This window comes from Sulfitobacter sp. 1A15258, from assembly GCF_043557045.1.
Lineage (GTDB): Bacteria > Pseudomonadota > Alphaproteobacteria > Rhodobacterales > Rhodobacteraceae > Sulfitobacter > Sulfitobacter faviae.
In genome coordinates this window covers 28,575-52,323 of record NZ_JBIFFK010000004.1, presented here as the reverse complement: position 1 = coordinate 52,323, position 23,749 = coordinate 28,575, and the positions used below count along the sequence as shown (strand labels likewise).

Sequence of the window (23,749 nt, the reverse complement as noted above, 5' to 3'; positions counted from 1 at the left end):
CGCCGCTATCGGCTTCCCATGGGTCAACAGATGAGAACGCAAGACATGAACCGCGACTGGATCGCCACCGCCCAAACCCTCAGCCAAGCTCTGCCCTTTTTGCAACGCTACGCCGATGCCACCGTGGTCATCAAACTGGGCGGCCATGCTATGGGCAGCAACGAAGCGATGGACGAATTCGCCCGCGATGTCGCGCTGATGCGGCAGGTGGGGGTGAACCCGGTGATCGTCCATGGCGGCGGCCCGATGATCAACGACATGCTGGCGCGGCTGAACATCAAATCCGAATTCGTGAACGGCAAACGGGTGACCGATGCCGCGACCATGGAAGTGGTTGAGATGGTGCTCTCGGGCCTCGTCAACGCGCGGATCGTGCAGGCGATTTCAGAGCAAGGTGGCCGCGCGGTCGGTGTCTCGGGCAAGGACAGCGGGTTGATCGTTTGCGACCCCGAAGACCCCGCTCTGGGCCTCGTGGGCAACCCGACACAGGTCAACCCGCGCATCCTGCGGGACTTTGCCGACAAGGGCATCATTCCCGTCATCGCGCCGCTCGGCATGGGCCACGGGGGGGAGACCTATAACATCAACGGCGACACCGCCGCTGGCGCCATCGCGGGCGCGCTGGAGGCCGACCGCTTGCTGCTGCTGACGGATGTGGCGGGCGTCAAGGACGGCAAGGGCGAAGTTGTCACCGACCTCACAGCGAGCCAGATCAACGAGATGATCGCCGATGGCACCATTGCGGGCGGGATGATTCCCAAGGTGCAAACCGCGCTGGACGCGCTCGAAGGCGGTGTGCGGGCGGCGGTCATCCTCGACGGGCGCGCGCCCAATGCCTGCCTGTTGGAGCTTTTCACCGAACACGGCGCGGGCAGCATCATTCGCAAGGGCTAGGCCCAAAGCGCTTGCCCCCTGCCCCTGCTTCGCGCCTATGATGGGTCGAGCAGTGAAAGGAACGACATGCGCCGCCTGATCCTGATGCGACACGCGAAATCGGACTGGTCCCATGGAACCAGCGACCACGACCGCCCCCTGAACGCCCGCGGGCGCGGGGCGGCCCAAGCCCTTGGCAACTGGCTGCGCGCAGAAGCGCTGCTGCCTGATGCGGTGCTCTGCTCAACGGCGGCCCGCACCCGCGAAACCTGCGCCCGTTTGGCGCTTCCTGAGGGCTGTCAGGTGGAGTACCTGCGCGAACTCTACCTCGCCGAGCCTGATCAGATCATCACCAGCCTGCGCCAGCGCGGCACGGGCAACACCCTGCTGCTGGTGGCGCATAACCCCGGCATCGCCGCTGCCGCCGCAGGGCTATTGCAGCAGCCGCCCGAACAGGAAGCCTTTGATCGCTACCCCTCGGGCGCGACGACGGTGTTGGATTTCGCGGTTGGATGCTGGGCCGAGGTGGCCCCCAGCAGCGGAGTGCTGCACGCCTTCACCGTCCCCAAACAACTGGTTTGAAACGCAAACGCCCCGACCAAATGGCCGGGGCGCAGGTTTTACCTTGGTCCGATTTTCCCGGTTCAGTGCCCGAGGATCTGGCTCAGGAACAGCTGCGTGCGCGGGCTTTGCGGGTTGTTGAAGAAAGCCTCAGGCTCGTTCTGCTCAACAATCTGGCCTTCGTCCATGAATATCACGCGGTTCGCCACCTGACGGGCAAAGCCCATCTCATGGGTCACGCAGAGCATGGTCATGCCCTCTTCGGCAAGCTCGATCATCGTGTCGAGCACCTCTTTGATCATCTCGGGGTCGAGGGCCGATGTCGGCTCATCGAACAGCATGACCCGCGGGCGCATGCAGAGCGAACGGGCAATTGCCACACGCTGCTGCTGACCGCCCGAAAGCTGGCCGGGATACTTATTGGCCTGATCGGGGATTTTCACCTTTTCAAGGAAATGCATCGCCGTTTCTTCGGCTTCCTTCTTGGGCGTCTTGCGGACCCAGATCGGCGCCAGCGTGCAGTTCTCAAGGATCGTCAGATGCGGGAAGAGGTTGAAGTGCTGGAAGCACATGCCGACCTCTGAGCGGATCTTGTCGATGTTCTTGAGGTCCGAGCTTAGCAGCGTGCCGTCGACCTCAATGGTGCCCTTCTGATGCTCTTCCAGTGCGTTGATGCAGCGGATCAGCGTCGACTTGCCCGAGCCCGATGGCCCGCAGATCACGATCCGCTCGCCCCGGTGCACGGTCAGGTTGATGTCGCGCAGCACGTGGAAGGCCCCGTACCACTTGTTCATGTTGTCGATGCGGATCGCGACTTCGTCGGATACTTTCATTTGTGCGGTCTCAGCCATGCGAGAACCCTCCCTTAACGATGGTCAGTCGCAAGACGGCGTTCCAGCCACTGCGAGTATTGAGAAATGCCGTAGCAGACGATGAAGAACAGCACGGAAGCAAAGAGGAAAAGCTCCCAATAAACGCCGTTCCAGTCGGTCGAGGCGAGGATCGGTCCGCGGATCATGCCGATGATGTCGAACAGCGAGATCACCGAGACCAGCGTGGTGTCCTTGAACAGGCCCACCGCGATGTTGACGATGCCCGGGATCGAGATTTTCAGCGCCTGCGGCAGGATGATCAGCCGCATGGCCTGCGGGTAGTCGAGGCCAAGGCTGTCGGCGGCCTCGTACTGGCCCTTCGGCAGCGCGGCGAGGCCACCCCGGATCACCTCGGCGATATAGGCCGAGGAGAACATGGTGATCATGATCACCACGCGGATAAAGAGGTCCACACCCGAGCCCGGCGGGAAGAAATAGGCCAGCATCACGTTCGCCACGAACAGCAGCGTGATCAGCGGCACGCCGCGGACGAACTCGATGAAGACCACGCAGATGCCCTTGACGATCGGCAGGTGAGACTGCCGGCCAAGCGCCAGCGCAATGCCGATGGGCAGCGACAGCGACACGCAGGTGATGCCCAGCATCATGTTGAGCATGAAGCCACCAAGGTCACGGCTGGGGATCGCTTGCAGCAGCGGCGATGCGGGGCGCAGCGCCTCCCCAATGAAGCCACCGACATACCAGACGATCACCGCAGCGACGACGCCGCCGGCCAGCGCCATGGCAAAGCTCTTCTGCACCAGACGGCTATAGACGACATAGCCCGCCATGACGCCCAAAAGCGCGAAGATCGGCCCCCAGATTGGCCCGCCCCAGATCAGCCAGAAGGCAAGGAACGGGTAAACGCCGGTGAAAAGCAGCAGCTTGCGCGGCAGGTCGATGAAGAGCACGGGTGCGGCGGCAAGGAACAGCAGCACCAGCGCGAGGGTGGGACGCCAGTATTGGTCGCTGGGATATTTGAAGCCGAAAAGCAGTTGATGCCAACGCTCGCTCAGCACCGAGAAACAGGCCCCGGTCGCGCCGTCCAAAATCTCGCGACATTCCGACAGGCTGCTCGCGGACCAGACGCCGTTCAACAGCCAGGGCAGAGAGCCCGAGACCAGAAGATAGAGGAAATAGAGCGCTACAATCGTCAGGATCGCATTCGCCCATGTCGGGAAAAGGTTGTCCTTCACCCATTTCAGCGGGCCGCCGACCTTATCCGGCGGGGCCGCAGGCGGCAGCGAGGTTTCACGCACGAAGGCGATGGATTCAGCATGTGTGTCTGACATGGCTTAACGCTCCTTCAGCTTCGTGGCGTTGTTGTAGACGTTCATCACCATGGAGATGCCCAGCGAGATGACGAGGTAGAAGAGCATCAGAAGAACCACGCATTCGATCGCCCGCCCGGTCTGGTTCAGGGTGATCCCGCCCAGCGTCGCGGTGATGTCGGCATAGCCCACGAGGATCGCCAGCGAGGAGTTCTTGGTGATGTTGAGGTAGTTCGAAATAAGCGGCGGGATGATGACGCGCAGCGCCTGCGGCAGCACCACAAGGTTCATGATCCGGCCCGACCGGAGACCCAAGGCTGCGGCGGCTTCGGACTGGCCCTTGCTGACCGCCTGAATGCCGGCGCGGACGTTCTCGGCAATGAAGGCACCGGTGTAGATCGACAGGGCGAACCACAGCGCGATCAGCGGCGCACCGATCTGGATGCCGCCGCGGAAGTTGAAGCCCTTCAGCGCGGGGTAGTCGAGCCCGATCGGCATGCCCATGATGAAGAACATGATGATCGTCGGCAGCAACAGGATCGCGACCGAGGGCCAGAGCATCGGCAGCAGGCGACCGGTGTCATAAAGCAGCTTGGTCGCATAGCGGCGGTAGGCAAAGACGCCGATCACCGAGGCGACAAAGGTCGCCACCACGATCATCGACCCCGGCCCCCAGACCGGCCCGGGAATATAGACGCCCCTGTTGGTAAAGGCGAAAGAGCCCAGCATCATGGTCGAGGCCGGATCGTCACCGCGGAAGGCCGAAGGCGCGGGCATCGCGGCGGTCATGATGGTGTAGATGATCAGGATCCAGATCAGCACCGGGATGTTGCGGAAAATCTCGACGTAGCCGGCCATCAGCTTGCGCACGAGCCAGTTGTTCGACAGGCGCAGAACCCCGGCGATGACGCCAAAGATCGTGGCCGTGACGCAGGCAAGGAAGGACACCAGCAGCGTGTTGATGATCCCGACCCAAGCCGCCTGAAGGTTCGACGATTGGCTGGTATAGGGGATCAGCGTCTGGTTGATGTCATAGCCCGCCGGATTGCCGAGGAACTGGAAAGAGATGTTCAAACCGGCGGCGCGCAGGTTCGCGGCAAGGTTCGATCCCAGATACCAGATCGCCGTGACCAGCAGCGCCAGCGCGATCACCTGAAAGGTGATCGACCGATAGCGGGTGTCGCTCAACAGCATAGATGGCCGGAACGACGCCTTGGGAGGGTCGGAGAATGTCGTCATGTATGTATCCCTGTGTTCCGGCTTGTTTTTTATCGGTGCATTTGGCGCACCTTGGCCGAATCATTTTTGGTCGTAGATCGATTTATCTCGATCGTGGGTTTTTATTGTCTCGTTGGGGTTTCGTCAGTCGTTTTTTGACCGTTCTTCTTGTCAGTAGGGAGCTTTTGTTGGCCAGAGGCAGGCAGCCCCACCGGCCAGAGGCGCAAGGGGCGCAGGAATTCCCGCGCCCCTCGCTTCGCTATTTAGCGGAAGGGCGGTGCGTAGAGCAGGCCACCGTCTGTCCACTGGGCATTCAGCCCGCGTGCCAGACCGATCGGGGTCTCTTCGCCGATGTTCTTGGCAAAGATCTCACCGTAGTTGCCTTCGGCCATGATGGCGCGCTTGGCCCAGTCGGCGTCGAGACCGATCATCTCACCCAAGGTGCCCTCGGTGCCCAGCAGGCGGGCGACTTCGGGGTTGTTGGTGTTGCCGGTCATCTCTTCGATGTTGGCCGAGGTGATGCCCAGCTCTTCGGCAGCGATCAGCGCGTTCAGCACCCAGCGGGTGATGTCGCCCCAGTCGTTGTCGCCGTGACGGACCAGCGGGCCCAGCGGCTCTTTCGAGATGATCTCGGGCAGCAGCACGTGCTCATCGGGGTTTTCGAAGGTCGCGCGTGTCGCGGCAAGGCCGGAGGCGTCGGTGGTGTAGGTGTCGCAGGCACCAGCAAGGTACTGCTGCTGGCCTTCGGCGTTGGTTTCAACCGGGACGGGCTCGTAGCTGATGTTGTTCTTGCGGAAGAAGTCCGCGAGGTTCAGCTCGGTGGTGGTGCCGGTCTGGATGCAGACGGTCGCGCCGTCCAGATCCTTGGCCGAGGAAACGCCGAGCGCCTTCGGGACCATGAAGCCCTGACCGTCGTAGTAGTTCACGCCGATGAAGTCGAACTTCAGGTCGGTGTCACGGCTGAAGGTCCATGTGGTGTTCCGTGCGAGGAAGTCGATCTCGCCCGAGGCCAGCGCGGTGAAGCGGGTTTTGCCGGTTGTCGGCACGAATTCCACGGCGTTCTTGTCGCCCAGAACGGCGGCGGCAACGGCACGGCAAACGGCCACGTCGAAACCTTCCCATTCGCCGTTGGCGTTCGGCGCGGCAAAGCCAGCAAGGCCGGTGGTCACGCCACAGTTCAGCTTGCCACGGGCCTTGACGTCATCAAGCGTGGCGGCACCAGCAGCGCCGGCCGCAAGGCCAGCAACGGTCAGCGCGCCAAAAATTACGGTTTTTTTCATTTTTACCTCTTCCTGATAGTCCGCCACGTTCACTGGCGGTTAATCCGACGCCAGATGACGCCGAAAGCGATCTTGTGCAGGGTTTCCCCTGCTCAATGAAAAGCAGTGTGGGCGGATTCAGGTTTGAAGGTCAAGGGCGCGATGGGCAAAATCAGGGCGGGTTTTCACATCGCGTCGCAAAGCTTTTATCAAGTTAAGCAGCTTTGCAAAGCACTATTATTGCACATGCATGTAAAAACGCCTGCCGCTTGATTTCGGCCTCTTGCTCGGCCACGTCATCACGTCCCCACTGCTCGGCCTGCCATGTCTCATCCAGCCGCGATAGGGCCCAAATCTCCTCGGGGTCAAAGGCCTGTTTGAGCGCGGCAAAGCCAAGGATCAGCGAGCCGGTGAGGCTCACAAGGTCATGAAAAGCCGCCAGTTCAAAGGGATCGAGCGCCGCCGTCCGCCGGTGCAACTCGGCCAGGGCTTCGGGCGCTTGCGGCTCATGCATGATGCCCTCCCGCGTCTCCAACCGCACGCCAAGGGTTTGCGCCGCCCAATCCAGCATCGGATCCCACTCAGACGCTTGCCGGGCGACCAGACCTTCGGGGCTGTCGGCGCGGTAGCACAGAAGATCGCTGTCGCCATAGGCCGCGAGCATCTCGACGACCTCGGCCTTTTGCACCGCGACCTTGTCGATCGCGGCATTGGCGGTCTTGGTCACCGGCATGGTACGCGGGTCGATCTGCTTCTCCTGCGCCTGCCATTCGGCGGCCACCGCCTCGGCCATGGCGCGGGTCGGCAGGGTCAAGGGGCGCTTGGCCGGGGTTTTCACCCGGCGGCCGTCCAACTCGACGGTGAAACCGTCTTCGACCCCGACCACAGCGGCGTCTTTCCAAAAGCGTTTGGCTTTCCAGTCACTCATGCGGGAATGCTCCAGATTTGTTCCAGCAGGGCGGGCAGCGCCGCGAAATCCTCGACCAGATGCGCGGCGGCGGCCAGCCGTTCCGGGCCGTGATAGCCCCATTTGACGCCGATCCCGGTCACCCCGGCAGCGGCGGCCATGTCCATGTCGAAAGAGGTGTCGCCGATCATCACCGTGGCCTCAGGCCCCACCCCGGCATCGGCCATCGCCTGATGGATCATCGACGGATGCGGCTTGGAGGGATGAAAATCCGCCACCTGCTGCGTGATGAAAAGCCCCTCCAGCCCGTGACCGGCGATCAGCTTATCCAACCCGCGTTTCGACTTGCCCGTGGCGACGCCCAACAGCACCTCCGGCTCTGCGTGAAGACGCCGCAACGTCTCAACCGCGCCGGGGTAAAGCGCCGAGGATTGCGCCACCCCCGCCTCGGCCCGCAGCGTCATATAGGCAGCCTTATAAGCTTCAACCATCGCAAGATGGTCCCCCGCCAGGCGCGTGGGGGCCAGCACCGTCATCGCCACATCCAGCGATAGGCCGACGATCGACAGGATCTCGGCCCGCGTCGGTGCGGGTGCCTCCACAGCCGCAAAGGCCGCCGTCATCGCCGCGACGATATCGCCCTGGCTGTCGACCAACGTGCCGTCGACGTCAAAAATCACCAAACGGAGCGGTTTGCTCATTGCAGCGACTCGAAAGGGTCTTCTTCGGCGAGATCCTCGGTCCAACCGAAGGTGTCCCAGCTATGCGCCATATGGTCGGGCAGTTCAGCGGTGATCGTCACCACCTTGCGCGTGTGCGGATGTTCGAAACGCATCATCCGCGCGTGCAGATGCAGCTTCTTCGAGATGATCCCGCCCAGTTGCGCGCCCCAGCCGTCGCCAAGGTTCTCCTGCCCCGAACCGCCGTATTTGCCGTCGCCAACGATCGGATGCCCAATCTCGGCCATATGCGCCCGCAGCTGGTGGGTGCGGCCCGTGACCGGCTCCATCGCCACCCAAGACGCGCGCGAGCCGACGCGGAACAGCGTTGCATAAAGCGTATGCGCGCGTTTCGCGCCCGGCGTATCGTCCATGTCGTGCGGGTGCACGGCGATCATCTTTTCGCCCTCGCCCTTGCGACCATGGCCGCCGGCCTTGACCAGACCATACTTGATCTCGCCCAAGTACGGGGTCGGTACGCCCGCGACGATGGCCCAGTAGATCTTGCGCGTCTCGCGGTGCCGCATCGCCGCTGTGAGCGCCTTGGCCGCCGCGCGGGTCCGCGCCAAGAGCAGCACGCCCGAGGTATCGCGGTCGAGCCGGTGCACGAGGCGCGGCTTTTCCTCGGCGTCGAAGATCAGCGCCTCGGACAGCGCATCGACATGGCGGTCGGCCTGACCTGAGCCGCCCTGCACCGCCAGTCCGGCGGGCTTGTTCAGCGCGATGACATGGTCGTCGCGGTAGATCACGCAGTTGCGGATCATCTTGGCATCCGCCTCGGTAATCCGGGTCCGCTTGGGCGGCGGGGGCGGCGCGGCATCGGGCAGCGGCGGCACGCGCACCTGCTGGCCCGCCTCGAGCCGCGTGTTGGCCTTGACCCGGCCCCCATCGACACGGATCTCGCCCTTGCGGCACATCTTCTCGATGAGGCCCTGATTGATCTGCGGAAACATCCGCTTGAACCAGCGGTCAAGCCGCTGGTCGCCATCGCCCTCGGCGACGGTCATTGTCTGTACGCGGCTCATGCCAATACCTCTCGGGCCAACCAGAGGCCCAGCAAACAGGCGGCCAGCGACAAGATCACCGAGGCCCCCACATATGAAAATGCGACAGCGGCGCGGCCTGCCTCAAGCAGGCGCAACGTGTCGAGTGAAAACGCCGAAAAGGTCGTGAAACCGCCCAGAAGCCCGGTCATCAGGAAGGGCAGCAGCAGCGCCTTGTCGGCGAACGTGACCCAGACCACCCCGATGGCGAGCGAGCCCGCGACATTCACCGCAAGCGTGCCCAACGGGAAGCCCACGGCCAGACCGACAAGGTAGCGCAGACAGGCCCCCAGAGCGCCGCCGAGCGCCACCATGATCAGTGTTTTCATCATCGACACCCCATCGCGCCTGCGCGGCCCGGAGTCAAGTTTTCCGCTTGGCGCGCAGCCCGGCGAAGTAATCCTGCCGCTTTTTCAACTCCCGCTCGAAACCGCGCTCGACCGGCTCGTAGAGGCTGGGGCGCTCCATCGCGTCGGGGAAGTAGTTCTGGCCCGAGAACCCGTCCTCGGCGTCGTGGTCATAGGCATAGCCCGAACCGTAGCCCTGTTCCTTCATCAGCTTGGTGGGCGCGTTCAGAATATGTTTCGGCGGCGGTTCCGACCCGGTGCTGCGCGCCAGACGGCGCGCGCCCTTGTAGGCCTTGTAGACGGCGTTGGATTTCGGCGCGAGGCAGATGTAGGTCAGCGCCTGCGCGATGGCCAACTCCCCCTCGGGGCTGCCGAGCCGCTCGTAGGTCTCCCATGCCTGCAGGCAGAAGGCCTGCGCCTGCGGATCGGCAAGGCCGACGTCCTCCACCGCCATGCGGGTGATCCGCCGCATCAGGTAGCGCGGGTCCTCGCCACCCTCCAGCATCCGCCCCAACCAGTAGAGCGCCGCGTCCGGGTCCGAGCCGCGCATGGATTTATGCAGGGCCGAAATGAGGTTGTAATGCGAATCCCCCGACTTGTCGTATTGCGCCGCGCGGCGCATGAGGCGTTTCGACAGGCCCGCCTTGTCGAGCGGCGCGTCGTCCTTCCACGCGGTCACCTGCTCGATCAGATTGAGCAGCGCCCGCCCGTCACCATCGGCCATTTCCAGCAGCGCCTCGCGCGCCTCGGCTTGCAGCGGCAGGGGCTTGCCCAGCTCCTGTTCGGCCCGCTGCGCCAAGCGTTCCAGATCGTCATGCGGCAGGCGCTCCAGCACCAGCACCTGCGCGCGGCTGAGCACAGCGGCGTTGAGCTCGAAACTCGGATTCTCCGTGGTAGCGCCGACCAGAAGGATGGTGCCATCCTCCATATGCGGCAGGAAACCGTCCTGCTGTGCCTTGTTGAAACGGTGGATTTCGTCGACGAAGAGCAGCGTTCCCTGCCCCTGACGGCGGCGCATCTTGGCCGCGTCAAAAACCTTGCGCAGTTCCGGCACGCCCGAAAAAATTGCGCTGATCTGCACGAAATGAAGATCGGTCTCATCCGCCAAGAGCCGTGCGATCGTGGTCTTGCCCACGCCGGGCGGCCCCCAGAAGATCAGCGAAGACAGCGCCCCGGCGGCCAACATCACCGACAGCGGCGCATCGGGGCCGAGCACCTTTTCCTGCCCGATCACCTCGCCAAGCGATTTCGGCCGCAGCCGGTCGGCCAAGGGGCGGTGGCCGCTCTCTTCCGCCTTTTCCGTGTCTCCGAACAAATCCGCCACGCTACCCCCTGAACCGCAGCGCCATGCGCCGGTCACCGCGTTGTATCACCATCTGGATGCGACGCACCTGCCCCGAAAGCAGCGCCACGAGGGCGGCGGTATCTTCAACCGCCACGCCGTTGACTGAAATGATCACGTCGCCATCGCTGAGCCCCACGCGCGGGCCGAAACGCCCGGCGTCGAGCACTACGACGCCCGCGCTTTCCAAGGGCAAGTTCATCTCGGCAATGACCGCCGGGTTGATCCGCGCCGCTTTCAACCCCGGCAGCAGGCTGCGCGCGCCCAAGGTGACCTCGGCCCGGTCCGGCACGTCGGGCGCTGCGATCAGGGCCACGGTCACCTCCTGCAGCCGCCCCTCGCGCATGACGCCCACGCGCGCGGAATGGCCCAGACCTGCCACCGACATGCGGTAGATCATCTCGGCGGGCGTGTTCACCGGCTGGTCGTCGACGCTGACGATCACGTCGCCAACCATCAGCCCCGCGCCGTTGAAGGGGCTGGCGGGATGCAGCCCGGAAACGATGATCCCGCCCGGACGGTCCAGCCCCAAGGGCCCCGCCATGTCGGCATCGACCGGCTGGCCCGAAAGCCCCGCCCAGGGGCGCTGGAAAGCGGTCTCCCCGGCGCGGGCCTGTGCGACGAAGGCGGCCACCAGATCGGCGGGAATGGCAAAACCGATGCCGTTGCTGCCGCCCGAGCGGGTGAGGATCGAGGTATTCACCCCGATCAGACGCCCGCCCATATCGATCAGCGCCCCGCCGGAATTGCCGGGATTGATCGGCGCGTCGGTCTGGATGAAATAGCCCTGCCCGCCGCCGCCCGCCGTGCCCGAACGTGCCAGCCCCGAAACGATCCCGCTCGAAACGGTCTGTCCCACACCGAAGGGATTGCCGATGGCCAGCACAAGCTCCCCCACCTCGACCCCGTCGCTGTCACGCAGGTCGAGGAAGGGCAGCCCATCGGCCCCGCCGAGTTTGAGGATCGCCAGATCGCTGTCGGCATCGCCCAGAAGCACCCGCGCGCTGTATTCGCGACGATCGTTCAGCACGACGCGAATGTCCGTCGCGGTACCGACGACGTGGTAGTTCGACACCACGATCCCATCTTCCGAGAGGATCACGCCGGAACCAAGCGAGTTCTGCACTCGGGGCCGCTCGGAAAAAGGATCGCGAAAGAACCTTTCGAAGAAAGGGTCGGCCTGCAGCGGCGTGCGGCGCGCTTCGGTGATGGTGCGGGCGTAGATGTTCACGACCGCCGGCGCGGCCTCTTTGACCAGCGGCACGAAACTCAACTGCATCTGCGCGGCCGAGCTTGGCACCTGCTGCGCCGCCAGGGGGGCGGCGAGCAACATCAGGATCAGCAGGAGGTATCTCATACCCCAGATATGCGCAGGGTCCCGTCCCGGTGCAACTGCGATTTCTCCGCGCGAGGGCCCGGAAAAGAAAAAGCCCCGCCGAGTGGCGGGGCCTTCCGAATAACGATGGCGGGGATCTTATTCCGCCGCGTCTTCCTCGGCCAGACGCGCTTTGTCTGCGGCGCCTTTGGCGTCGCGGTCGCGGTCGACGAATTCGATGATCGCCATCGGCGCCATGTCACCATAGCGGAAGCCGGCCTTCAGGACGCGGACGTAGCCGCCCTGGCGGTCCTTGTAGCGCGGGCCCAGCACGTCGAACAGCTTGGCGACATACTGGTCTTCCTTCAGCTTCGACGCGGCCTGCCGACGGGCGTGCAGGTCGCCGCGCTTGGCGAGCGTGATCATCTTCTCGATGATCGGCTTCAGTTCCTTGGCTTTCGGCAAGGTTGTTTTGATTTGCTCATGCTCGATGAGCGAGCCTGCCATGTTCGAAAACAGCGCCTTGCGGTGTTCATGTGTACGGTTCAGGCGGCGGTATCCACGTGCGTGACGCATAGTCTTACTCCAATCGTGATGCCCTCTACGGGCGGTTTTGCTTTGTCTGGCCCGCGATGCGTGTCACGAGCTCTCCTTGGGGCTTGCGCCCGGGTCTTACGGCACCCGATTTCTTTGAAAGAAATCGGCCCCGGAAACTTTGAAAGTTTCCGGGCACCGTATCTTAGAACGAATCCTCGAACTTCTTGGCGAGGTCTTCGATGTTCTCTGGCGGCCAGTCTTCGACGTCCATGCCAAGGTGCAGGCCCATGCCCGACAGCACTTCCTTGATCTCGTTGAGGGACTTGCGGCCGAAGTTCGGCGTGCGCAGCATTTCGGCTTCGGTCTTCTGGATCAGATCGCCGATGTATACGATGTTGTCGTTCTTCAGGCAGTTCGCCGAACGGACCGAAAGCTCCAGCTCGTCGACCTTCTTCAGCAGCAGCGGGTTGAACTCCAGACCGTCGTCGTCGTCCTGACGCGATGCCGATTCCGGCTCGTCGAAGTTGACGAAGATGCCGAGCTGGTCCTGCAGGATGCGCGCGGCGAAGGCCACGGCGTCGTCCGGCGTGATGGAGCCGTCTGTTTCGACCTTCATGGTCAGCTTGTCATAGTCCAGCACCTGGCCCTCACGGGTCGGCTGCACGTCGTAGGAGACCTTCTTGACCGGCGAATAGATCGCGTCGATCGGGATGAGACCGATGGGCGCGTCTTCCGGCTTGTTCTTGTCGGCGGAGACATAGCCCTTGCCGGTGTTGACGGTCAGCTCCATGTAGACGTCCGCACCATCGTCGAGGTGGCAAATCACATGCTCGCGGTTCAGAATCTCGATGCCGGCGGATTCGGAGATGTCACCGGCGGTCACGACGCCCGGACCCTTCGCGGAGATCGACAGGCGCTTCGGCCCTTCGACTTCCATGCGCAGGCTGACGCCCTTGAGGTTCAGGATGATGTCGGTCACGTCTTCGCGCACACCGGCGACGGAGGAAAACTCGTGCAGCACGTTGTCGATCTGCACGGAGGTGATCGCCGCGCCCTGCAGCGAGGACATCAGCACGCGGCGCAGCGCGTTGCCGAGGGTCAGACCGAAGCCCCGCTCCAGCGGTTCGGCCATGACGGTCGCCTGACGTGCGGGGTCGTTGCCCGGCTTGACGTCAAGCTGTTGCGGCTTGATCAATTCAGCCCAATTCTTGTGGATCATGCGTCCCTCCATCCTTGTTTGTGCCTCATGTCCAAATGACACAAACGCTCGAGGTTTCTGAAAAGCGGTATGGGGCCGCACGCAAGGCGCGACCCCATGTAAAACAATCCCGGCTTAAACGCGGCGGCGCTTCGGCGGGCGGCAGCCGTTGTGGGCCATCGGGGTCACATCACGGATCGAGGTGATGTTGAAACCGGCAGCAGCCAGGGCGCGCAGGGCGCTCTCGCGGCCCGAACCGGGGCCCTGCACTTCGACTTCCAGCGTCTTGACGCCGTGATCCTGTGCCTTGCGGCCCGCGTCTTCGGCGGCCATCTGGGCGGCATAGGGTGTCGACTTGCGCGAACCCTTGAAGCCCATGGTGCCAGCAGACGACCAGGAGATCGCGTTGCCCTGCACGTCCGAGATCAGGATCTTGGTGTTGTTAAAGCTCGAGTTCACATGCGCCACGCCTGCGGCGATGTTCTTGGAGACCTTACGCTTGGTGCGTGTCTTATCGCGTGCCATTGATCGGACCCTCCCTTATTTCTTCTTGCCAGCAATGGCCTTCGCGGGGCCTTTGCGTGTGCGTGCGTTGGTATGGGTGCGCTGGCCGCGAACCGGCAGGTTGCGACGGTGGCGCAGGCCACGGTAGCAGCCGAGGTCCATCAGGCGCTTGATGTTCATCTGCGTGTCACGACGCAGGTCGCCTTCGACGGTGTAGTTGGCGTCGATGTGCTCACGCACGGCCAGAACTTCGGCGTCAGACAGCTCGTTGACCCGGCGGGTCTCGTCGATGCCGACAGCTTCGCAGATGGCCTTGGCGGAGGAGCTGCCAATACCGGTGATATAGGTGAGGGCGATGGGAACCCGCTTTGCAGTCGGGATGTTTACGCCGGCAATACGTGCCACGTTAGCTATTCCTTTTCGTTGCGGGTCCGTGATTCCAGACCCTTTTTTCACAACACAAGCCCGAGGCATAGGGCCATCGGGCTAAGGCTGATCAGGTGATCTTGCGGGGTTGGGCGGAACCCTTGCCGCAATTTGATTCTCTTACGAGATAGGGGTGACTATGAGGTTTTGCGCAGGGCGTCAAGGCCCGCACAAAACTCAGCGCTGATCGGCAGCGCGAAGGCAAAGGACAGCGCCCTCTGCCCCGCGCCGCCGGGAAATCACTTGTCCAGAACCTGCGCGATCGCGCCGCGCACTTCTTCGATCTGGCCCAGACCGTTCACGCCGCTGAGCATGTCTTTGGCATAGTAGTAGCCGATCAGCGGAGAGGTCTGTTTGTAATAGGCCATCAGACGGGTTTTGAGGCTTTCCTCATTGTCGTCTGCGCGGCGCTTGAACTCGGTCCCGCCGCAGTTCGTGCACTTACCATCTTCGGGGATCGGTTTGGTCAGGTCGTTATAAACCTCCCCACAGCTTGCGCAGGTGGAACGGGCGGTGATGCGCGCGACCAGCGCCTCATCGTCGACCTTCATCTCGATCACGGCGTCGAGGGTCTGCCCCTCTTGCGCCATCAGATCGGCCAGCGCATCGGCCTGCGCCAGCGTGCGGGGGAAGCCGTCGAAGATGAAGCCGCCATGTTCGGCCTTGTCGGTCAGCTTTTCGCGGATCAGGCCAATTACGATCTCATCGGTGACAAGCGCGCCACGGTCCATCACGTCGGCCACGATCTTGCCCATCTCCGTGCCGCTGTCCTTGGCTTCACGCAGCATGTCGCCGGTGGACAGCTGAACCATGTTGCGGGTCTCGACCAGATGACGTGCTTGGGTGCCTTTGCCTGCGCCCGGAGGCCCGAGTAGGATAATATTCATCGACGTACGGGGCTCCGTTTCTTGCGTGTACCTTTGCCTTTGCCCGCGCCCTTGCCGCGCAGCTGAGACTTCTCAAGCAGACCTTCATACTGGTGCGCCAGCAGATGGCTTTGAACCTGTTGGATCGTGTCCATAGTGACCGAGACGACGATCAGCACCGATGTGCCGCCGAAGTAGAAGGGAATGGCGAACTGGCCGCGCAGAATCTCAGGCAGAACACAGACTGCCGCCAGATAGGCCGACCCGAGGACGAGGATGCGGTTGACCACATACTCCAGATACTCAGCCGTGCGCTTGCCGGGGCGGATGCCGGGCACAAAGCCGTTCTGGTTCTTCAAGTTGTCGGCCACGTCATCGGGTTTGAAGCTGACGTTGAAGGTGTAGAAATAGGCGAAGAAAACGATCATGCCAACGAAGAACAGCAGGTAAAGCGGCTGACCGGGGCCGAAGTTCGCCAGCAGCCAAGACATCACCGGGCTGGTGGAGTTGCCCGAGAAGGTGCTGACGGTGACCGGCAGCAGCAGCAGCGAGGAGGCGAAGATCGCCGGGATCACGCCCGCCGGGTTCACCTTCACCGGCAAGTGGCTGGTGCCGCCGTCGTACATCTTCATGCCGACTTGGCGGCGCGGGTATTGGATGTGAATCTTGCGCAGGGCGCGCTCCATGAAGACCACGAACATGATTGTCGCGATCACCATGACCAGCACGCCCACGATCACGGCGGGGCTGATCGCGCCCGATCGGCCCGAGGCAAAGAACTGCGCGATGGCGGCGGGAACCTCGGCGATGATGCCGACGAAGATAATCAGCGAAATGCCGTTGCCGATGCCGCGCGCGGTGATCTGCTCCCCCAGCCACATCAGGAACATCGTGCCGCCCACGAGGGTAATCATACAGGCCGCGATAAAGCCGAAGCCCATCTGGCCATCGGCCACGATGTCACCGGCCTGAAGGCTCACGGCAAGGCCATAGGACTGCAAAGTCGCCAGCGCCACGGTGCCGTAGCGCGTGTACTGGTTGATCTTCTTGCGCCCCTGCTCGCCCTCTTTCTTAAGCTGTTCCAGCGCAGGCACCATGGAGGTCAGCAGCTGAACGATGATCGAGGCCGAGATATAGGGCATGATGCCCAGAGCGAAGATACCCATCCGGCCAAGCGCGCCGCCGGTGAACATCGACACCATGCCGCCGATGCCTTGGCCCGCGCTTTCCATGAAGTCACGCAGCGCCCCACCATCGATGCCGGGCACCGGGATAAAGGTGCCAAGGCGGTAAACGATAAGCAGCCCGAGCGTGAACAGAATCCGGTTGCGCAGGTCTGTTGCCTTGCCCAATGCGGACCAGCTCGTGTTCGCGGCCATGTTTTCGACGGCAGATACCATGAGGGGTCTCTTCTCTTGTTGCGAAAACGCCGCCCGGGCCGTTTTCCGGCGGGCGGCGTTCGGGAAAACTTGAGGTTATGTAAGCGGCTGGCGCGCCGCTCACAAGCCTTAAGGCCGCTTTACTCGGATGCCTCGGCCGCCTTGGGGGCGGTCACGGTCACCTTGCCGCCTGCCTTCTCGACCGCCTCGATGGCGGACTTGGAAGCGCCAGCGACGTTCAGGTCGATCTTGGAGGTGATGTCACCCTTGGCCAGAACGCGGATACCGTCCAGCTCACGACGGACCAGACCGGACGCGACCAACGCTGCGGCGTCGATGGTGTTGCCCGCGTCAAGCTTCTTGGCGTCGATGAATTTCTGGATCAGTCCCAGGTTGACGACAGCGAAGGATTTGCGGTTCGGCTTGTTGAAGCCGCGCTTGGGCAGACGCTGGTAGATGGGCATCTGGCCGCCTTCGTAGCCGTTGATGCTCACACCCGAGCGGGACTTCTGACCCTTGATACCACGGCCACCCATTTTACCCTTGCCAGAGCCGGGACCACGGCCAACGCGCATACGTTTCTTGGCTGCGCCTTCGTTGTCGGAAAGTTCGTGCAGTTTCATGTCGCTTCTCCTTATGCCGGAAATGGCCCCCAGCGACGGGAGCGGCCAAACGCGGCGTTGCGATTCCATTGCGACCCAACACGGGCCACCGGGGGCGTATAGGGGATGGCGGGGGGCGTGACAAGGGGGGCATGCAGCCTAGGGCTTTTTGCGCAGCCACGGGGCCAACGCCTGCCCGTGGGGTAGCGATCTTAACGGCTATCCGACCCACTTCATGGCGCCGCGATAGTGTACTCTATCAAGGTCGTGCCCAGCCCCACCAAATCGCCAGCCTGCCGATGCGGGCAGGCGATGGCCCGGCGCCCTCGGCTTGATTCCGAGCCTGCGGCCCCACGAAGCGACACCCCCTGCCCCACAACGCAAAACGCCCCGCAGATCCCTGCGAGGCGTCTTCATAGGACGGTCCCCCACCCTACCGCTGAACCCTAGGTTCAGCCTTTCTCTTCAACGATCTCGACCATATGCGAGACCTTGTTGATCATGCCGCGCACGGAAGGTGTATCTTCCAGCTCACGGGTGCGACCCATTTTGTTGAGGCCGAGGCCGACCAGCGTTGCGCGCTGTTTGGCGGGGCGGCGGATCGGCGAACCGACCTGCTTGATTACGAGTGTCTTGGCCATGCTTATGCCTCCTCAGCCACTTGAGCGGAGGACTCTACATTGTCTTCACGCTTGGGCAGAATGTCAGCCACTTTCTTGCCGCGACGCTGCGCGACGGAACGGGGCGATTGCTCTTTCTTCAGACCGTCCAAAGTGGCGCGGATCATGTTGTAGGGGTTCTGCGAACCGACCGATTTGGACACAACGTCTTTCACGCCCAACATCTCGAACACGGCACGCATCGGACCACCGGCGATGATACCGGTACCTTCAGGTGCTGTGCGCATGATGACGCGGCCTGCGCCGTGACGACCATGCATGTCGTGGTGCAGAGTGCGGCCTTCGCGCAGCTGAACGCGGATCATCTGACGCTTGGCTTGCTCGGTCGCCTTGCGGATGGCCTCGGGCACTTCTTTCGCTTTACCCTTACCAAAGCCGACGCGGCCTTTCTGATCGCCCACGACCACGAGTGCGGCAAAGCCGAAACGCTTACCACCCTTAACGGTCTTGGACACGCGGTTGATCGCGACCAGACGGTCAGCGAATTCCGGGGTCTCGTCGCGTTGGTTGCGGCGGTTGCCCCCACGGTTGTCATCTCTTGCCATCTGGCATCTTCCTTTTTCTGTGGCCTCACCGGCCCTTAGGATCAATCCTGGTGAGCCCAAGGCCCCCGGATCATCGAGAGGGCCTTCCCGGCCCTCTTCGCAGGAGAGCTATGCACGGGGGCATAGCCTTCGTATGAGAGCGGGTGCGTGGTTGCCCACGCACCGCACAATCAGATCTTCAAACCGCCTTCACGCGCGGCGTCGGCCAGAGCCTTCACCTTGCCGTGGAAGAGGAAGCCGCCACGGTCGAAGTATGCTTCTTCGACGCCGGCTTTCTTGGCACGCTCGGCAATCGCGGCACCGACTTTCGTCGCTGCTTCGATGTTGTTTTTGCCAACCACGCCCAGATCCTTCTCCATGGAGGAGGCGGAGGCCAGTGTCACGCCGTTGACATCGTCGATCAGCTGGGCCGAGATGTTCTTGGACGAACGGTGTACCGACAGGCGAAGACGCCCGGCGTTGACTTTGCGGAGTTTGTTCCGAACGCGCATGCGGCGCTTCAGGAACAGCTGTCGTTTGGTATTTGCCATCAATCCGTTCCTTACTTCTTCTTGCCTTCTTTGCGGAAGATGAACTCGCCCTTATAGCGGATGCCTTTGCCCTTATAGGGCTCGGGCTTGCGCCATGCGCGGATGTTCGCGGCAACCTGACCAACGAGCTGTTCGTCGATGCCTTCCACAACGATTTCGGTCTGCTTGGGTGCCGTCACGGTCACGCCCTCGGGCGCAACGTAGTCGACATCGTGGCTGAGGCCGAGGTTCAGTTTCAGCGTGTTGCCGTTCATGGCCGCACGATAACCAACACCTTGGATTTCAAGCTCTTTCTTGAAGCCCGTGGTGACGCCGGTCACCAGGTTTTCGATCATGGTGCGGGACATGCCCCACTGCTGACGGGCGCGCTTGGACTTGCCGCGCGGTGTCACAGTGATGGCGTTGTCTTCGACCGCGAGGCTCACGTCATCAGTGGCACGGAAGCTGCGGGTGCCCTTGGGGCCCTTCACTTCGATGGTCTGACCGCTCACCTCTGCCGAGACACCCGAAGGCATAGCGACTGGTTTCTTACCGATACGAGACATTGTCTTCTCCTTAGAATACGGTGCAGAGCACTTCGCCGCCAACATTGGCAGACCGTGCAGATGCGTCCGACATCACACCTTTGGAGGTGGAGACAATCGACACGCCGAGGCCCTGACGGACGACGGGAATGTCATTGACGGCCATGTAGACGCGGCGACCGGGCTTGGAAACCCGCTTCAGCTCGCGAATAACAGGTTCGCCTTCGTAGTACTTGAGGCTGATCTCGATGGCGGGGTGGCCATCGGCGCCCGTGACTTTTTCATAGCCGCGGATGTAGCCTTCGTCGGCCAGCACGTCCAGAACCCATGCACGCAGCTTGGAGGCCGGTGTCATGACGGTGGATTTGCCGCGCAGCGAAGAGTTACGGATGCGTGTCAGCATATCTGCGATAGGATCGTTCATCTGATGCGCTCCTTACCAGCTCGACTTGACCATGCCGGGAATCTGGCCGGAAGAGCCAAGGTCCCGCAGCGCGATCCGCGAAATTTTCAGTTTACGATAGTAGGCGTGCGGGCGGCCCGTCAGCTGGCAACGGTTGTGCAGACGCACAGCAGAGCTGTTGCGCGGCAGTTTCGCCAGCTTCAGGGAAGCGCGGAAACGCTCTTCCATCGGTTTGCTTTCGTCGCTCACGATCTCTTTCAGAGCCGCGCGCTTGTCAGCGTACTTCTTAACCAGTGCTTCGCGCTTCTTCTCGCGCTCAATCATGGATTTCTTAGCCATTTCTAATCCTTCCCGCGCTTATGAATTGAAGGGCATGTTGAATGCTTTCAACAGCGCCTTGGCTTCAGCGTCGGTTTTCGCCGTGGTGGCGATCACGATGTCCATACCCCAAGTCTCGTCAACTTTGTCGAAGTCGATTTCGGGGAACACGATATGCTCTTTCAAGCCCATGGCGTAGTTGCCACGGCCGTCGAAGCTCTTGCCTGAGATGCCGCGGAAGTCGCGGATACGGGGCATTGCGATCGTGATCAGACGATCAAGGAATTCGTACATACGGTCGCCACGCAGGGTCACTTTCGCACCCAAAGGCATGTCCTCACGCACGCGGAAACCAGCGATGGATTTCTTGGCCACGGTTGTCAGAGCCTTCTGGCCTGCAATCGCGGTCAGGTCTTCCTGAGCCGACTTGGCTTTTTTGCTGTCGCGCACGGCTTCGGCACCGCAGCCGATGTTCAGAACGATCTTGTCCAGCTTGGGGATCATCATGTCGTTCTTGTAGCCGAATTCCTCTTTCAGGGCGGCGCGGATCTTCTCGCGGTATTCGGCCTGAAGGCGGGGTGTGTAGGTTGCGGTATCAAGCATCGATCACGTCCCCCGTGGTCTTGGCAAAGCGCACTTTCTTGTCGCCTTCGATTTTGAAACCCACGCGGGTGGCTTTGCCATTGGCATCCACCAGTGCGAGGTTGCTCAGGTCGATCGGCATCGCCTTGGGGATGCGGCCGCCTTGAGATGTCTGTGTCTGGCGCGTGGCGCGGATGGCGATTTTCACGCCGTCAACGATGGCCTTGTTCGACTTGGGGTCCACGGACGAGATGGTGCCCGTCTTGCCTTTGTCCTTGCCGGACAGGACGATGACCTTGTCACCTTTGCGAAGTTTAGCAGCCATGATTACAGCACCTCCGGAGCGAGCGAGATGATTTTCATGAAGTTCTTCGCGCGCAGCTCACGAACGACCGGCCCGAAGATACGGGTGCCGACGGGCTCGTTGTTGTTATTCAGGATAACAGCGGCGTTGCGGTCGAAGCGGATGGCGGTGCCATCTTCACGACGAACTTCTTTGGCGGTGCGAACGACGACGGCCTTGCGGACGTCGCCCTTTTTCACACGACCACGCGGGATGGCTTCCTTGACCGACACGACGATGATGTCGCCGACGGACGCGTATTTACGCTTGGAACCACCCAGGACCTTGATGCACTGAACACGGCGCGCGCCGCTGTTGTCAGCAACATCCAGGTTGGTCTGCATCTGGATCATTTGGTTTCTCCCGACCTTCTGGGGGGCGATGCGGCCCTCATCCCAGGGTTTCGTTTAAGGGGCTCAGGCCTCGGCTTTGTCCGAAGTCAGAACTTCCCAACGTTTGGTTTTCGACTTAGGGGCACATTCGATGATGCGCACAGTGTCGCCCACCTTGAACGTGTTGTTCTCATCGTGAGCCCGGTACTTCTTGGACTTACGGATGGTCTTTTTCAGAACCGGATGCGTAAAGCGGCGCTCTACGGAAACGGAAACTGTTTGTGCGTTGGCGTCCGATGTCACGGTGCCTGTAAGGATACGCTTGGGCATGTTTCAGGCTCCTATTATTCGGCTGCCGCAGCAGCGGCTTTCTGGTTCAGCACGGTGTGGACACGGGCCACGTCACGCTTAACAGTCTTCAGACGTGCGGAGTTCTCCAGCTGGCCGGTGGCCTGCTGGAAACGCAAGTTGAAGGATTCTTTTTTCAGGTTCACAAGTTCGTCGCGGAGCTGGTCCGGCGTCTTGTCGTGCAGTTCGCTGGCTTTCACGGCCTCTTCCTTTCAACATCACCAGTAGGCCCCTGTCAGGGTGACCATGATTCTGGTGGAGTTCATGATGAAATGTGCCAATACGCGTTGAGGTCGCACATGGCAACCCCCGTTGGCCCGCATCTGCGCTTTTGGCGCAAATAGGCTGGCGATAGGGGTATGTTCGGCGTAAGGAGGTTCCATGTCAAACATCAAATCGCTTTTCGCCACCCGCCTCTATCACGCCGCCCTGTCGGACCATGGCAAGCCCATCGACACCGATGAACTGGCCGCCTCTTGCTTCTCGATTGCCGAGGATGATGAGGCCGGTCAGGACTGGTGCGAGGAGAACGGCTATGCGGGCTACACCTCTTATGCCTCGCTGGATGACCTGCCCTACCGCTTTCCGATCTTTAAGGATTTGGTCAAATCGCTCGACAAACATGTCGCGGCCTTTGCCAAGGACCTCGAATTCGATCTTGGTGAGCGTAAATTGGTGCTCGACTCGCTTTGGCTGAACATCCTGCCCGAGGGCGGCATCCACACCTCGCATATCCACCCGCATTCGGTGATCTCGGGCACGACCTATGTGACCATGCCCGAGGGCGCCAGCGCGATCCGTTTCGAAGACCCGCGGCTGCCGATGATGATGGCCGCGCCCGGTCGGGTGCAAGATGCACGCGAGGAACTGCGGCCTTTCATCTACGTGGCACCCAAAGCGGGCGACGTGCTGCTGTGGGAAAGCTGGTTGCGGCATGAGGTGCCGATGAACATGATCGAGGAAGATCGGGTGTCGGTGAGTTTTAACTACGCCTGGGAGAGCTGAGGGCCAGCGTCTGCCCGCGGGTGGGCGATCCAACGGTGCCTCGTGCCACTTTATCTCTCAACCATGATGTGCGCCCGCGAAGTTGCGTCCAACTCTACCAAATCGCCTACCCGGTCGCACCAAAGGTGCGCCTCGTATATTCTGGCACGCTTCTGGCGTGACGGGCGGGCAGGCGATGGCCCGGCGCCTGCGGCGCGGATCGGGCCGGGGTGGCAATGACATGCTTCTTGCCCTGATGGAAAACTTGCCCAACAGTTGATCGCATTTAAAAGGTCATTCGCGTCGCCATGTTTCTCCGCATCCTTTTCCTCGCCTCTGCCGCCGCCACGGCTGCTGCTTTCATGACCCCTGCATTCCGCGACCTGCTGCTCATCGCCCTGCCCTGCGTCATCGCCAGCGCGATCCTCCTCCTACAATCGCTCCGCCGGGGGCGCAGAGACTGGGTCATCGTTGACGGCTCCAACGTCATGTTCTGGAAAACCGGAGCACCTGACATCCGCGCCGTGCGCGAGGTGGTGGACGAACTCCGCGCGCGCGGACAATCACCTTGCGTGGTCTTCGACGCCAACGCAGGATACCGCCTCATTGGCCGGTACCAACATGACAAGGCGTTGAGCAGCCAGCTCGACCTGCCCGCAAGCCGCGTGATGGTCGTCCCGAAAGGCACGCCCGCCGATCCCTACATTTTGAAAGCGGCCCGCGATCACCGCGGCCGGATCGTCAGCAGGGACCAGTTCCGGGATTGGAGCGAGGCCCACCCCGAGATCGGCACCCCGGGCCATCTGGCGAAAGGCGGCTACCGGGGCGGGAAACTCTGGCTCGCACTGGACCGCGAAGACTGACAAAGCAAAACCCCCGCCGATCGCTCGACGGGGGTTTCCTTTCTCACAGCCACCCCTT

32 protein-coding genes are annotated in these 23,749 nt (G+C 62.1%); 4 read left to right on the top strand and 28 right to left on the bottom strand.

The window, feature by feature from the left end:
- Positions 1–30 precede the first annotated feature (30 nt).
- Entirely contained in the window at positions 31–894 is an 864-nt protein-coding gene (argB, locus tag ACGYK9_RS09855) for an acetylglutamate kinase (RefSeq protein WP_394410732.1), read from the top strand.
- Between the two features lie 66 nt (positions 895–960).
- The gene (locus ACGYK9_RS09850; protein ID WP_394410735.1) at positions 961–1,455 is read left to right on the top strand and encodes a SixA phosphatase family protein; all 495 of its coding nucleotides are present in this window, start codon (positions 961–963) and stop codon (positions 1,453–1,455) included.
- 62 nt (positions 1,456–1,517) lie between these two features.
- On the opposite strand, the gene ACGYK9_RS09845 is transcribed toward ACGYK9_RS09850, so the two are convergent.
- The 28 genes from ACGYK9_RS09845 to rpmC form a co-directional block, all read right to left on the bottom strand.
- The gene (locus ACGYK9_RS09845; RefSeq protein ID WP_067263096.1) at positions 1,518–2,285 is read right to left on the bottom strand and encodes an amino acid ABC transporter ATP-binding protein; all 768 of its coding nucleotides are present in this window, start codon (positions 2,283–2,285) and stop codon (positions 1,518–1,520) included.
- 14 nt (positions 2,286–2,299) lie between these two features.
- Positions 2,300–3,598: an amino acid ABC transporter permease gene (locus ACGYK9_RS09840; protein ID WP_394410738.1), complete on the bottom strand. Its 1,299-nt coding sequence runs from the start codon at positions 3,596–3,598 to the stop codon at positions 2,300–2,302.
- Positions 3,599–3,601: 3 nt separating this feature from the next.
- Positions 3,602–4,816 (bottom strand): amino acid ABC transporter permease, encoded by a 1,215-nt coding sequence (locus ACGYK9_RS09835; RefSeq protein ID WP_067263100.1) that lies wholly within the window; start codon positions 4,814–4,816, stop codon positions 3,602–3,604.
- Positions 4,817–5,058: 242 nt separating this feature from the next.
- Positions 5,059–6,075, bottom strand: coding sequence for an amino acid ABC transporter substrate-binding protein (locus ACGYK9_RS09830; RefSeq protein ID WP_209218372.1), 1,017 nt, complete (start codon positions 6,073–6,075; stop codon positions 5,059–5,061).
- 193 nt (positions 6,076–6,268) lie between these two features.
- Positions 6,269–6,982, bottom strand: a complete 714-nt coding sequence (locus tag ACGYK9_RS09825; RefSeq protein ID WP_394410741.1) for an ATP12 family chaperone protein — start codon at positions 6,980–6,982, stop codon at positions 6,269–6,271.
- Complete coding sequence (locus ACGYK9_RS09820; RefSeq protein WP_394410743.1) at positions 6,979–7,662, bottom strand: HAD-IA family hydrolase; 684 nt, start codon at positions 7,660–7,662, stop codon at positions 6,979–6,981. The genes ACGYK9_RS09825 and ACGYK9_RS09820 overlap by 4 nt, the downstream gene beginning before the upstream one ends.
- Positions 7,659–8,705: an RluA family pseudouridine synthase gene (locus ACGYK9_RS09815; protein WP_394410746.1), complete on the bottom strand. Its 1,047-nt coding sequence runs from the start codon at positions 8,703–8,705 to the stop codon at positions 7,659–7,661. The genes ACGYK9_RS09820 and ACGYK9_RS09815 overlap by 4 nt, the downstream gene beginning before the upstream one ends.
- Entirely contained in the window at positions 8,702–9,055 is a 354-nt protein-coding gene (locus tag ACGYK9_RS09810) for a CrcB family protein (RefSeq protein ID WP_271688293.1), read from the bottom strand. Before ACGYK9_RS09810 ends, ACGYK9_RS09815 begins: the two co-directional genes overlap by 4 nt.
- A 31-nt stretch (positions 9,056–9,086) precedes the next feature.
- The gene (locus ACGYK9_RS09805) at positions 9,087–10,394 is read right to left on the bottom strand and encodes a replication-associated recombination protein A (RefSeq protein ID WP_394410749.1); all 1,308 of its coding nucleotides are present in this window, start codon (positions 10,392–10,394) and stop codon (positions 9,087–9,089) included.
- Between the two features lies 1 nt (position 10,395).
- On the bottom strand, positions 10,396–11,769 hold the full coding sequence (locus tag ACGYK9_RS09800; RefSeq protein WP_394410752.1) for a trypsin-like peptidase domain-containing protein: 1,374 nt from the start codon (positions 11,767–11,769) through the stop codon (positions 10,396–10,398).
- 117 nt (positions 11,770–11,886) lie between these two features.
- Positions 11,887–12,303, bottom strand: coding sequence for a 50S ribosomal protein L17 (rplQ, locus tag ACGYK9_RS09795; protein WP_271688296.1), 417 nt, complete (start codon positions 12,301–12,303; stop codon positions 11,887–11,889).
- A gap of 163 nt (positions 12,304–12,466) precedes the next feature.
- Complete coding sequence (locus ACGYK9_RS09790; RefSeq protein WP_007118862.1) at positions 12,467–13,483, bottom strand: DNA-directed RNA polymerase subunit alpha; 1,017 nt, start codon at positions 13,481–13,483, stop codon at positions 12,467–12,469.
- 114 nt (positions 13,484–13,597) lie between these two features.
- Entirely contained in the window at positions 13,598–13,987 is a 390-nt protein-coding gene (rpsK, locus tag ACGYK9_RS09785) for a 30S ribosomal protein S11 (RefSeq protein WP_067263152.1), read from the bottom strand.
- Between the two features lie 15 nt (positions 13,988–14,002).
- Positions 14,003–14,371, bottom strand: coding sequence for a 30S ribosomal protein S13 (gene rpsM / locus ACGYK9_RS09780; protein WP_067263150.1), 369 nt, complete (start codon positions 14,369–14,371; stop codon positions 14,003–14,005).
- A gap of 260 nt (positions 14,372–14,631) precedes the next feature.
- Positions 14,632–15,279 (bottom strand): adenylate kinase, encoded by a 648-nt coding sequence (locus ACGYK9_RS09775; protein ID WP_271688297.1) that lies wholly within the window; start codon positions 15,277–15,279, stop codon positions 14,632–14,634.
- A complete protein-coding gene (secY, locus tag ACGYK9_RS09770) occupies positions 15,276–16,658 on the bottom strand; it encodes a preprotein translocase subunit SecY (protein WP_209218380.1) in 1,383 nt (460 codons plus the stop codon). The genes ACGYK9_RS09775 and secY overlap by 4 nt, the downstream gene beginning before the upstream one ends.
- A 119-nt stretch (positions 16,659–16,777) precedes the next feature.
- Entirely contained in the window at positions 16,778–17,260 is a 483-nt protein-coding gene (gene rplO, locus ACGYK9_RS09765) for a 50S ribosomal protein L15 (protein WP_067263142.1), read from the bottom strand.
- A gap of 431 nt (positions 17,261–17,691) precedes the next feature.
- Complete coding sequence (gene rpmD, locus ACGYK9_RS09760; protein WP_067267994.1) at positions 17,692–17,880, bottom strand: 50S ribosomal protein L30; 189 nt, start codon at positions 17,878–17,880, stop codon at positions 17,692–17,694.
- 2 nt (positions 17,881–17,882) lie between these two features.
- Positions 17,883–18,464 carry a 30S ribosomal protein S5 gene (rpsE, locus tag ACGYK9_RS09755; RefSeq protein WP_067267992.1) on the bottom strand — a complete coding sequence of 194 codons (582 nt, stop codon included), beginning with the start codon at positions 18,462–18,464 and terminating at the stop codon, positions 17,883–17,885.
- A 170-nt stretch (positions 18,465–18,634) separates the two neighbouring features.
- Positions 18,635–18,994 carry a 50S ribosomal protein L18 gene (rplR, locus tag ACGYK9_RS09750; RefSeq protein WP_271692971.1) on the bottom strand — a complete coding sequence of 120 codons (360 nt, stop codon included), beginning with the start codon at positions 18,992–18,994 and terminating at the stop codon, positions 18,635–18,637.
- Between the two features lie 11 nt (positions 18,995–19,005).
- Positions 19,006–19,539: a 50S ribosomal protein L6 gene (gene rplF / locus ACGYK9_RS09745; protein WP_067267988.1), complete on the bottom strand. Its 534-nt coding sequence runs from the start codon at positions 19,537–19,539 to the stop codon at positions 19,006–19,008.
- Between the two features lie 10 nt (positions 19,540–19,549).
- A complete protein-coding gene (rpsH, locus tag ACGYK9_RS09740) occupies positions 19,550–19,942 on the bottom strand; it encodes a 30S ribosomal protein S8 (RefSeq protein ID WP_067267987.1) in 393 nt (130 codons plus the stop codon).
- A gap of 12 nt (positions 19,943–19,954) precedes the next feature.
- Positions 19,955–20,260 carry a 30S ribosomal protein S14 gene (gene rpsN / locus ACGYK9_RS09735; protein WP_136720403.1) on the bottom strand — a complete coding sequence of 102 codons (306 nt, stop codon included), beginning with the start codon at positions 20,258–20,260 and terminating at the stop codon, positions 19,955–19,957.
- A gap of 18 nt (positions 20,261–20,278) precedes the next feature.
- Positions 20,279–20,842, bottom strand: a complete 564-nt coding sequence (gene rplE / locus ACGYK9_RS09730) for a 50S ribosomal protein L5 (protein WP_209218383.1) — start codon at positions 20,840–20,842, stop codon at positions 20,279–20,281.
- Entirely contained in the window at positions 20,835–21,146 is a 312-nt protein-coding gene (gene rplX, locus ACGYK9_RS09725) for a 50S ribosomal protein L24 (protein WP_067267981.1), read from the bottom strand. The genes rplE and rplX overlap by 8 nt, the downstream gene beginning before the upstream one ends.
- A gap of 2 nt (positions 21,147–21,148) precedes the next feature.
- Positions 21,149–21,517, bottom strand: a complete 369-nt coding sequence (rplN, locus tag ACGYK9_RS09720) for a 50S ribosomal protein L14 (protein WP_005621870.1) — start codon at positions 21,515–21,517, stop codon at positions 21,149–21,151.
- Between the two features lie 63 nt (positions 21,518–21,580).
- The gene (gene rpsQ / locus ACGYK9_RS09715) at positions 21,581–21,826 is read right to left on the bottom strand and encodes a 30S ribosomal protein S17 (protein WP_067267977.1); all 246 of its coding nucleotides are present in this window, start codon (positions 21,824–21,826) and stop codon (positions 21,581–21,583) included.
- 14 nt (positions 21,827–21,840) lie between these two features.
- The gene (rpmC, locus tag ACGYK9_RS09710; RefSeq protein ID WP_209218384.1) at positions 21,841–22,044 is read right to left on the bottom strand and encodes a 50S ribosomal protein L29; all 204 of its coding nucleotides are present in this window, start codon (positions 22,042–22,044) and stop codon (positions 21,841–21,843) included.
- Between the two features lie 181 nt (positions 22,045–22,225).
- Here rpmC and ACGYK9_RS09705 point away from each other — a divergent pair, with 181 nt between their 5' ends.
- Complete coding sequence (locus tag ACGYK9_RS09705; protein ID WP_394410757.1) at positions 22,226–22,849, top strand: TIGR02466 family protein; 624 nt, start codon at positions 22,226–22,228, stop codon at positions 22,847–22,849.
- A 287-nt stretch (positions 22,850–23,136) separates the two neighbouring features.
- Positions 23,137–23,691: a hypothetical protein gene (locus ACGYK9_RS09700; protein WP_394410760.1), complete on the top strand. Its 555-nt coding sequence runs from the start codon at positions 23,137–23,139 to the stop codon at positions 23,689–23,691.
- Positions 23,692–23,749: the final 58 nt, after the last annotated feature.

Coding starts and splice junctions, on each gene's coding strand:
- argB (WP_394410732.1), top strand. CDS start 31: ATGAGAACGCAAGACATGAACCGCGACTGGATCGCCACCGCCCAAACC.
- ACGYK9_RS09850 (WP_394410735.1), top strand. CDS start 961: ATGCGCCGCCTGATCCTGATGCGACACGCGAAATCGGACTGGTCCCAT.
- ACGYK9_RS09845 (WP_067263096.1), bottom strand. CDS start 2,285: ATGGCTGAGACCGCACAAATGAAAGTATCCGACGAAGTCGCGATCCGC.
- ACGYK9_RS09840 (WP_394410738.1), bottom strand. CDS start 3,598: ATGTCAGACACACATGCTGAATCCATCGCCTTCGTGCGTGAAACCTCG.
- ACGYK9_RS09835 (WP_067263100.1), bottom strand. CDS start 4,816: ATGACGACATTCTCCGACCCTCCCAAGGCGTCGTTCCGGCCATCTATG.
- ACGYK9_RS09830 (WP_209218372.1), bottom strand. CDS start 6,075: ATGAAAAAAACCGTAATTTTTGGCGCGCTGACCGTTGCTGGCCTTGCG.
- ACGYK9_RS09825 (WP_394410741.1), bottom strand. CDS start 6,982: ATGAGTGACTGGAAAGCCAAACGCTTTTGGAAAGACGCCGCTGTGGTC.
- ACGYK9_RS09820 (WP_394410743.1), bottom strand. CDS start 7,662: ATGAGCAAACCGCTCCGTTTGGTGATTTTTGACGTCGACGGCACGTTG.
- ACGYK9_RS09815 (WP_394410746.1), bottom strand. CDS start 8,705: ATGAGCCGCGTACAGACAATGACCGTCGCCGAGGGCGATGGCGACCAG.
- ACGYK9_RS09810 (WP_271688293.1), bottom strand. CDS start 9,055: ATGATGAAAACACTGATCATGGTGGCGCTCGGCGGCGCTCTGGGGGCC.
- ACGYK9_RS09800 (WP_394410752.1), bottom strand. CDS start 11,769: ATGAGATACCTCCTGCTGATCCTGATGTTGCTCGCCGCCCCCCTGGCG.
- rplQ (WP_271688296.1), bottom strand. CDS start 12,303: ATGCGTCACGCACGTGGATACCGCCGCCTGAACCGTACACATGAACAC.
- ACGYK9_RS09790 (WP_007118862.1), bottom strand. CDS start 13,483: ATGATCCACAAGAATTGGGCTGAATTGATCAAGCCGCAACAGCTTGAC.
- rpsK (WP_067263152.1), bottom strand. CDS start 13,987: ATGGCACGCGATAAGACACGCACCAAGCGTAAGGTCTCCAAGAACATC.
- ACGYK9_RS09775 (WP_271688297.1), bottom strand. CDS start 15,279: ATGAATATTATCCTACTCGGGCCTCCGGGCGCAGGCAAAGGCACCCAA.
- secY (WP_209218380.1), bottom strand. CDS start 16,658: ATGGTATCTGCCGTCGAAAACATGGCCGCGAACACGAGCTGGTCCGCA.
- rplO (WP_067263142.1), bottom strand. CDS start 17,260: ATGAAACTGCACGAACTTTCCGACAACGAAGGCGCAGCCAAGAAACGT.
- rpmD (WP_067267994.1), bottom strand. CDS start 17,880: ATGGCCAAGACACTCGTAATCAAGCAGGTCGGTTCGCCGATCCGCCGC.
- rpsE (WP_067267992.1), bottom strand. CDS start 18,464: ATGGCAAGAGATGACAACCGTGGGGGCAACCGCCGCAACCAACGCGAC.
- rplR (WP_271692971.1), bottom strand. CDS start 18,994: ATGGCAAATACCAAACGACAGCTGTTCCTGAAGCGCCGCATGCGCGTT.
- rplF (WP_067267988.1), bottom strand. CDS start 19,539: ATGTCTCGTATCGGTAAGAAACCAGTCGCTATGCCTTCGGGTGTCTCG.
- rpsH (WP_067267987.1), bottom strand. CDS start 19,942: ATGAACGATCCTATCGCAGATATGCTGACACGCATCCGTAACTCTTCG.
- rpsN (WP_136720403.1), bottom strand. CDS start 20,260: ATGGCTAAGAAATCCATGATTGAGCGCGAGAAGAAGCGCGAAGCACTG.
- rplE (WP_209218383.1), bottom strand. CDS start 20,842: ATGCTTGATACCGCAACCTACACACCCCGCCTTCAGGCCGAATACCGC.
- rplX (WP_067267981.1), bottom strand. CDS start 21,146: ATGGCTGCTAAACTTCGCAAAGGTGACAAGGTCATCGTCCTGTCCGGC.
- rplN (WP_005621870.1), bottom strand. CDS start 21,517: ATGATCCAGATGCAGACCAACCTGGATGTTGCTGACAACAGCGGCGCG.
- rpsQ (WP_067267977.1), bottom strand. CDS start 21,826: ATGCCCAAGCGTATCCTTACAGGCACCGTGACATCGGACGCCAACGCA.
- ACGYK9_RS09705 (WP_394410757.1), top strand. CDS start 22,226: ATGTCAAACATCAAATCGCTTTTCGCCACCCGCCTCTATCACGCCGCC.
- ACGYK9_RS09700 (WP_394410760.1), top strand. CDS start 23,137: ATGTTTCTCCGCATCCTTTTCCTCGCCTCTGCCGCCGCCACGGCTGCT.